The sequence below is a fragment of the Flavobacterium sp. genome (assembly GCF_017985075.1).
In the GTDB taxonomy this organism is placed as follows: Bacteria; Bacteroidota; Bacteroidia; order Flavobacteriales; family Flavobacteriaceae; genus Flavobacterium.
This window is the reverse complement of sequence record NZ_JAGNYF010000077.1, coordinates 1-6,227: the sequence shown is the minus strand read 5'-3', so window position 1 is coordinate 6,227 and position 6,227 is coordinate 1. Positions and strand designations below refer to the sequence as shown.

Genomic DNA, 6,227 nt, shown 5'->3' with positions numbered 1-6,227 from the left:
CCATAAAAACGTTATTCCAAATTTCCACTACTTGCGGATGGTCGGCGTTGACTAAACTTCTTCCTGAAACTTCATTTCTTTCAGCATCTGAGCGTAAATCGATATGAATTTCAGAACAAGGACCACAAGGACCTTGGTCGCCCATTTCCCAAAAGTTGTCTTTTTTATTTCCTAATATAATTCGGTCTTCGGGTACAAATTGTTTCCAAATATCCCAAGCATCTTGATCGAAAGGCACATTATCTTCTGTACTACCTTCAAAAACAGACACATATAAACGGTCTTTTTCTAACTTTAAAACTTCCGTAAGAAATTCCCAAGCCCAAGGCAAGGCTTCTTTTTTGAAATAATCGCCAAAAGACCAATTTCCAAGCATTTCGAACATCGTGTGATGATACGTATCAAAACCAACATCTTCTAAATCGTTATGTTTTCCAGAAACACGCAAACATTTTTGAGTATCTGTGATTCGATTACTTTTTGGCGTACCATTTCCTAAGAAAAACTCTTTGAACTGTGCCATTCCTGAGTTATTAAACATCAGTGTTGGGTCGTCTTTTAATACAATTGGGGCAGATGGAACAATGGTGTGTCCTTTGCTTTCAAAAAATTGTAAATACGCTTTTCTTATGTCTTGTGATTTCATTTTTATGATATTGTATCGAATAATTTATTTGATTGAAATTCTAAAAAAATATTTCAAAATATGAAACAAAATTCAAGTTCTTTCGTATAATAAGTGTTACTTTGTTGTAACGTGCACAAAAATAGTAAATTTTAATGAAATCGCTAACAACAAAAAGTTTCTAAAAGGCAACTTTTTTGTAAAAGAATTTGTTTTAATTACTAAATTAGCCAATAAGGAAAATTAAGCTTTTGATTTATGTGTTAATTCCACAATAATCAATGAGAGAATAATAAAAAGAAAAAAATGCAAGTAAACTTACCAGAAAAAAGATATTATGGCATTGGCGAATTAGCGAAAGCATTTGATGTTAACGCATCATTAATTCGTTTTTGGGACAAAGAATTTGACGAAATAAATCCTAAAAAAAATGCAAAGGGCGACAGAATGTTTCGTCCAGATGATGTAAAAGTGTTGCAAATGATTTACCATTTAGTAAAAGAACGTGGTTTTACCTTAGAAGGTGCTAAAATTCATTTGAAAGAAGGTAAAAAGAAAACCTTGGACAATTTTGAAATCATAAATAAATTGGAAGGCATCAAAAACAAATTGCAAGAAATGAAAAAAGGACTTTAACAAAACAAAATGTTTAAAAAATGAAAACAATGAATAATTTATATAAAAAAATATTTGTTTTGTCATTTATTTTGGTGCTTTTTGGTAGTTTGCTGAAAATCTATCATTTGGAATTTGCAACCTTATTTTTGATGTTAGGATTATTTTCTACCTTGTGTTACATCGTGTTAGGCATCTATCAAATTAATCATTCTGTAAAATTAAAAAATAACGAAAAAGTATTCTGGACCATTGGTTTTATTTCTTTTAGCTTTATTACAGGATTATTGTATTATTTTAAAGAAAATCAAATTACATAAAAAAATTAACTTAAATTAAAATCAAAAAATTATGAAAAAGTGGATAATTCCAGTAGCAATTATTGGTGTATTAGTTTTATTAGCAATAAGTTCGTATAACGGATTAGTTGGTGTTCAGGCAGATGCCAAAACAGCTTGGTCAAAAGTAGAAAGTTCGTATCAAAGAAGAAATGATTTAATTGATAACTTAGTTAGAACCGTAAAAGGTTCTGCTGATTTTGAAAAATCTACTTTAGAAGCTGTAATTAATGCGCGTGCCAAAGCTACATCAATTACAATTGATCCAACAAATGTTACTCCAGAACAAATGGCTCAATTTCAACAAGCAAAAACTGCTGAAATGAGTTCTTTATCTAGACTTCTTGTTTCAGTAGAACAATATCCGAATTTAAAAACAACAGATGCTTTTAAAGAGTTACAATCCCAAATTGAGGGAACTGAAAATCGAATTAATGTGGAAAGAGATAGATTTAATGATTCAGTAAATATATACGATAAAAAAATTAAAACATTTCCATCGGTAATTTTCGCAAAATTGTTCGGATTCAATGAAATAGCTCGTTTTAAATCTGACGCTGGCGCTGAAAAAGCACCTAAAGTAGAATTTGATTTCGATAAAAAATAGTAAATATGTATAAATCCGAAGAATTTTTAACCAAATCGGAAGAAAAAGAAATTGTTTCTGCTATTGAGATTGCCGAAAAAAATACTTCAGGTGAAATTCGCGTACATATTGAAGCTAGAAACACTAAACCTTCTATAGAAAGAGCACAGGAGGTTTTTCATTTTCTTAAAATGGATGCTACCGAATTGAAAAACGGAGTACTTTTTTACATTTGTACCGAAACCAAAAGTTTTGCTATTATTGGCGACAAAGGCATTAATGATTTAGTAGGACAAGATTTTTGGAACTCTACAAAAAATCATATAATTGAAAAATTCAAAGAAGGCAAGTATAAAGAAGGTTTAATTAAAGGAATTTTAGAAGCTGGCATACAATTGAAAAAACATTTTCCATATGATGATGAAACCGACACAAATGAATTATCTAATGAAATATCTAAAAATTAATATGAGAAAATTAGTTTTATTCATTGCATTACTTATTGGTGTTGTTTCTCAAGCTCAACTAAAAATTCCAGCAAAACCTTCATTTATTCCTCCTGTAATAGATAGTACAAATACACTATCTATTCAAGAAAAAGAAAGTTTATATAAAAAATTAGCCATTTATTCTGATAGCACTTCTACAGAAATGTTTGTGATGGTTGTATCGACTACACAAGGTGAAGACATAGCAAGATATGGCACAGATTTAGCACAAAAGTGGAAAATTGGTCAAAAAGGAAAAGACAATGGAATCATTTTATTGATTGCTAAAGATGATCGTAAAATGACTATTCAAACTGGTTATGGTGTAGAGCATTTATTAACAGATGCCTTATCGAGAAGAATCATTGAAAATGTAATTAAACCCAATTTTAAAGAAAATCAATATTACCAAGGAATTGATGAAGGTACAAATGCTATTTTCAGAGTTTTAAAAGGTGAATTTAAAAACGATAAGCCTAAGAAAGAAGGTAGTTTTTTACCTATCTTAATAATCTTTGCCTTTGTGATTATTTTTTTAATCATCGCATCAAAAAATAAAGGAAAAAACGGAGGTAACTCTGGAGGATTTGGCGGACCCGATTTAATGGACATCATTATATTAAGTAGCTTGGGCCGCAGTAGTGGCGGAAGTTTCGGCGGCGGTTCATCTGGCGGTGGATTTGGTGGATTTGGCGGTGGAGGAAGTTTCGGCGGTGGCGGAGCAAGTGGTAGTTGGTAATTAAGTAATTAGTTGTCAAAAAATATAAACCTCAAAGAGTTTAAACAAAAAAAACCGATAATCACTTATCGGTTTTTTTTATATTATTTCTGTCTAAAGTAAATGTCTATTGGGACACCACTAAAGTTGTAGTTTTCTCGCAATTTATTTTCAATAAAACGTTTGTAAGGGTCTTTTACATATTGCGGTAAGTTGGCAAAAAATACAAACTGTGGTACCGGAGTAGGCAATTGCATACAATATTTAATTTTTACATACTTCCCTTTTAACGCTGGTGGCGGTTGGTTTTCAATAATTGGTAACATCAAATCGTTGAATTTTGATGTTGGTACTTTTTGTTTTCTGTTTTCAAAAACCTCAACAGCAGTTTCTAATCCTTTTAATAAACGTTGTTTTTCTAATGCAGATACGAATAGAATTGGCACATCTGTAAACGGTTGAATTTGCTCACGAATTTTACGCTCGTAATCTCTTGCGGTCATAGTATCTTTTTCTACTAAATCCCATTTGTTGACTAAAATTACAATTCCTTTTCTGTTTTTTTCAGCCAACCAAAAAATACTTTGATCTTGTCCTTCAAAACCACGAGTGGCATCAATTACCAAAATACAAACATCAGAATGTTCAATGGCACGAACCGAACGCATTACAGAATAAAATTCTAAATCTTCTTTTACTTTCGCTTTTCTTCTAATTCCGGCAGTATCTACCAAGTTAAATTCGAAACCAAAACGGTTATATGTAGTATCAATGGCATCACGAGTAGTTCCTGCAATATCTGTAACCACAAATCTATCTTCACCAATTAAGGCATTAATAATAGACGATTTTCCAGCATTTGGACGACCCACAACAGCAAAACGAGGTAAAGGATTTTCATCTTCAACGGCTTCTGGCATTTCAGGTAAAACTTCTACTAATTTATCTAATAATTCACCCGTTCCACTTCCATTCATAGCGCCAATAGTGAAATATTCGCCTAATCCTAAATTATAAAACTCTAACGCATCTGTAACACGTTTCGAATTATCAACTTTGTTCACGGCTAATAAAACAGGTTTAGTAACCTTACGTAGTAATTTCGCAACTTCATCATCCATTGGCGTAATGCCTTCTTCTACATCTACCATAAAAATAATGGCATCGCACTCATCTATTGCTAATTCTACTTGTTTTCTAATTTCGCCTTCAAAAATATCATCAGAACCTTTAATGTATCCACCTGTATCAATTACAGAAAATTCTTTTCCATTCCATTCACTTTTTCCATAATTTCTATCACGCGTAACGCCACTCACAGAGTCTACGATGGCATCTCTACGTTGGATTAAACGATTAAAAAGCGTAGATTTTCCTACATTTGGTCTTCCTACTATGGCTACAATATTATTCATTATTCTTATATTTTGTGCAAAGATAGTTTAAAAGTTGCGAGTTTAGGGTTAATAGTTAGGAGTTTTTGTAAGTAATACCAAACGCATTGCTCCAAACTAACTACTAAATTCTATAAACTAATTATTTATTATTACTTTTGATTGTATCCAAATCTTCGTAATTGAAAGGCGTTATTTCGCCAATCTTTATTCACTTTTACGAAAATTTCAATGTGTATTTGTTTATCGAAAAACAATTCTAAATCGGCACGAGCCTGCATTCCTACTTTTTTTAGGGCTGCACCTTTATGTCCGATAATAATTCCTTTCTGCGTATCGCGTTCTACCATAATGACAGAGCGAATTCTTATGATTTTTTCATCTTCTAAAAACTCTTCAGTTTCCACCTCAACTGCGTACGGAATTTCTTTATCGTAGTTTAATAAAATTTTCTCACGAATGGTTTCATTTACAAAAAAACGTTCTGGTTTATCTGTCAATGCATCCTTAGGATAATATGGTGGTGAAAGTGGCAATAAATCAACAATTCTATTTAGTACTTCTTTTACATTAAAGTTTTCTAAAGCCGAAATTGGGAAAATTTCAGCATTCGGAACCTTTGCTTGCCAAGTTTGTACTTGTTCTTCTAATAATTCTTGATTGGATTTATCAATTTTATTTAACAAAAGTAAAACTGGAATTTTAGCATTGATAATTTTATTGAAGAAGTCTTCGTCTTTTAATTCTTTTTCTCCAATTTCAACCATATAGATTAAAATATCGGCATCAGAAAAAGCACTTTTAACAAAATCCATCATACTGGTTTGTAAATCGTACGCAGGTTTAATAATTCCTGGCGTATCCGAAAAAACGATTTGATAATCTTCATCATTTACAATACCAAAAATTCTGTGACGTGTGGTTTGTGCTTTACTGGTGATGATAGACAACTTCTCGCCTACCATAGCATTCATTAAGGTAGATTTCCCCACGTTTGGGTTTCCGATAATATTTACAAAACCTGCTTTATGCGACATATAGTTTATTTTTTACAAAGGTACATAAAAAAGCCACTCGTTTCAGAATGGCTTCTTGTACAATATTATGTTAGTTATTTATTCTGCCGCAACTAATTTACTTGCGCTACGGTAAGTGAATTCGTTATAAATATGACGACGAGCAAAACGACCTGGTGATTCTGCGTTTACCATTTTCACATACGTATTTCTTGGCACACCAAAGTATTCGAATTTACTTCCATCTGCAAAGCTAATATACAGAACACCTTTGTCCATATAAAAATCAGCAATTTGTGAAGTTGTAGTTGTAGCTAAGTATTCTGCCTTTACTTTCTCTCTTGTTTCTGGAGCGATACTTACTAAAAAGTGGTAGGCTTCAATAATGTTTTTACTTCTTTCTTCAGCTGCTAAACGTTCAACTGGATCTGCAATAGTATCAGGATG

The 6,227-nt window shown here is 32.0% G+C and carries 9 protein-coding genes; 5 read left to right on the top strand and 4 right to left on the bottom strand.

All coding sequences use genetic code 11. From position 1 onward, the window contains the following. Positions 1 to 646 (bottom strand): alanine--tRNA ligase-related protein (locus tag KA468_RS10165; protein WP_291242826.1); only part of this gene is annotated, 646 nt, incomplete at its 3' end. A gap of 285 nt (positions 647 to 931) precedes the next feature. Here KA468_RS10165 and KA468_RS10160 point away from each other — a divergent pair. Genes KA468_RS10160 through KA468_RS10140 form a run of 5 tightly spaced genes read left to right on the top strand, consistent with a single transcriptional unit; the run spans position 932 to position 3,391 of the window. Then, positions 932 to 1,261 (top strand): MerR family transcriptional regulator, encoded by a 330-nt coding sequence (locus KA468_RS10160; protein ID WP_291242825.1) that lies wholly within the window; start codon positions 932 to 934, stop codon positions 1,259 to 1,261. Between the two features lie 29 nt (positions 1,262 to 1,290). Next, positions 1,291 to 1,560, top strand: coding sequence for a hypothetical protein (locus tag KA468_RS10155; RefSeq protein WP_291242824.1), 270 nt, complete (start codon positions 1,291 to 1,293; stop codon positions 1,558 to 1,560). Between the two features lie 31 nt (positions 1,561 to 1,591). After that, complete coding sequence (locus KA468_RS10150) at positions 1,592 to 2,185, top strand: LemA family protein (RefSeq protein WP_291242823.1); 594 nt, start codon at positions 1,592 to 1,594, stop codon at positions 2,183 to 2,185. Positions 2,186 to 2,190: 5 nt separating this feature from the next. Further along, positions 2,191 to 2,631 (top strand): TPM domain-containing protein, encoded by a 441-nt coding sequence (locus KA468_RS10145; RefSeq protein ID WP_291242822.1) that lies wholly within the window; start codon positions 2,191 to 2,193, stop codon positions 2,629 to 2,631. Between the two features lies 1 nt (position 2,632). Continuing rightward, positions 2,633 to 3,391, top strand: coding sequence for a TPM domain-containing protein (locus KA468_RS10140; protein ID WP_291242821.1), 759 nt, complete (start codon positions 2,633 to 2,635; stop codon positions 3,389 to 3,391). 83 nt (positions 3,392 to 3,474) lie between these two features. On the opposite strand, the gene der is transcribed toward KA468_RS10140, so the two are convergent. From der to KA468_RS10125, 3 genes are all read right to left on the bottom strand, one after another. After that, on the bottom strand, positions 3,475 to 4,785 hold the full coding sequence (gene der / locus KA468_RS10135; protein ID WP_291242820.1) for a ribosome biogenesis GTPase Der: 1,311 nt from the start codon (positions 4,783 to 4,785) through the stop codon (positions 3,475 to 3,477). A gap of 131 nt (positions 4,786 to 4,916) precedes the next feature. Beyond that, positions 4,917 to 5,801: a GTPase Era gene (gene era, locus KA468_RS10130; RefSeq protein WP_291242819.1), complete on the bottom strand. Its 885-nt coding sequence runs from the start codon at positions 5,799 to 5,801 to the stop codon at positions 4,917 to 4,919. Between the two features lie 78 nt (positions 5,802 to 5,879). After that, positions 5,880 to 6,227: KTSC domain-containing protein (locus KA468_RS10125; RefSeq protein ID WP_291242818.1), on the bottom strand; the 348-nt coding region annotated here is incomplete at its 5' end.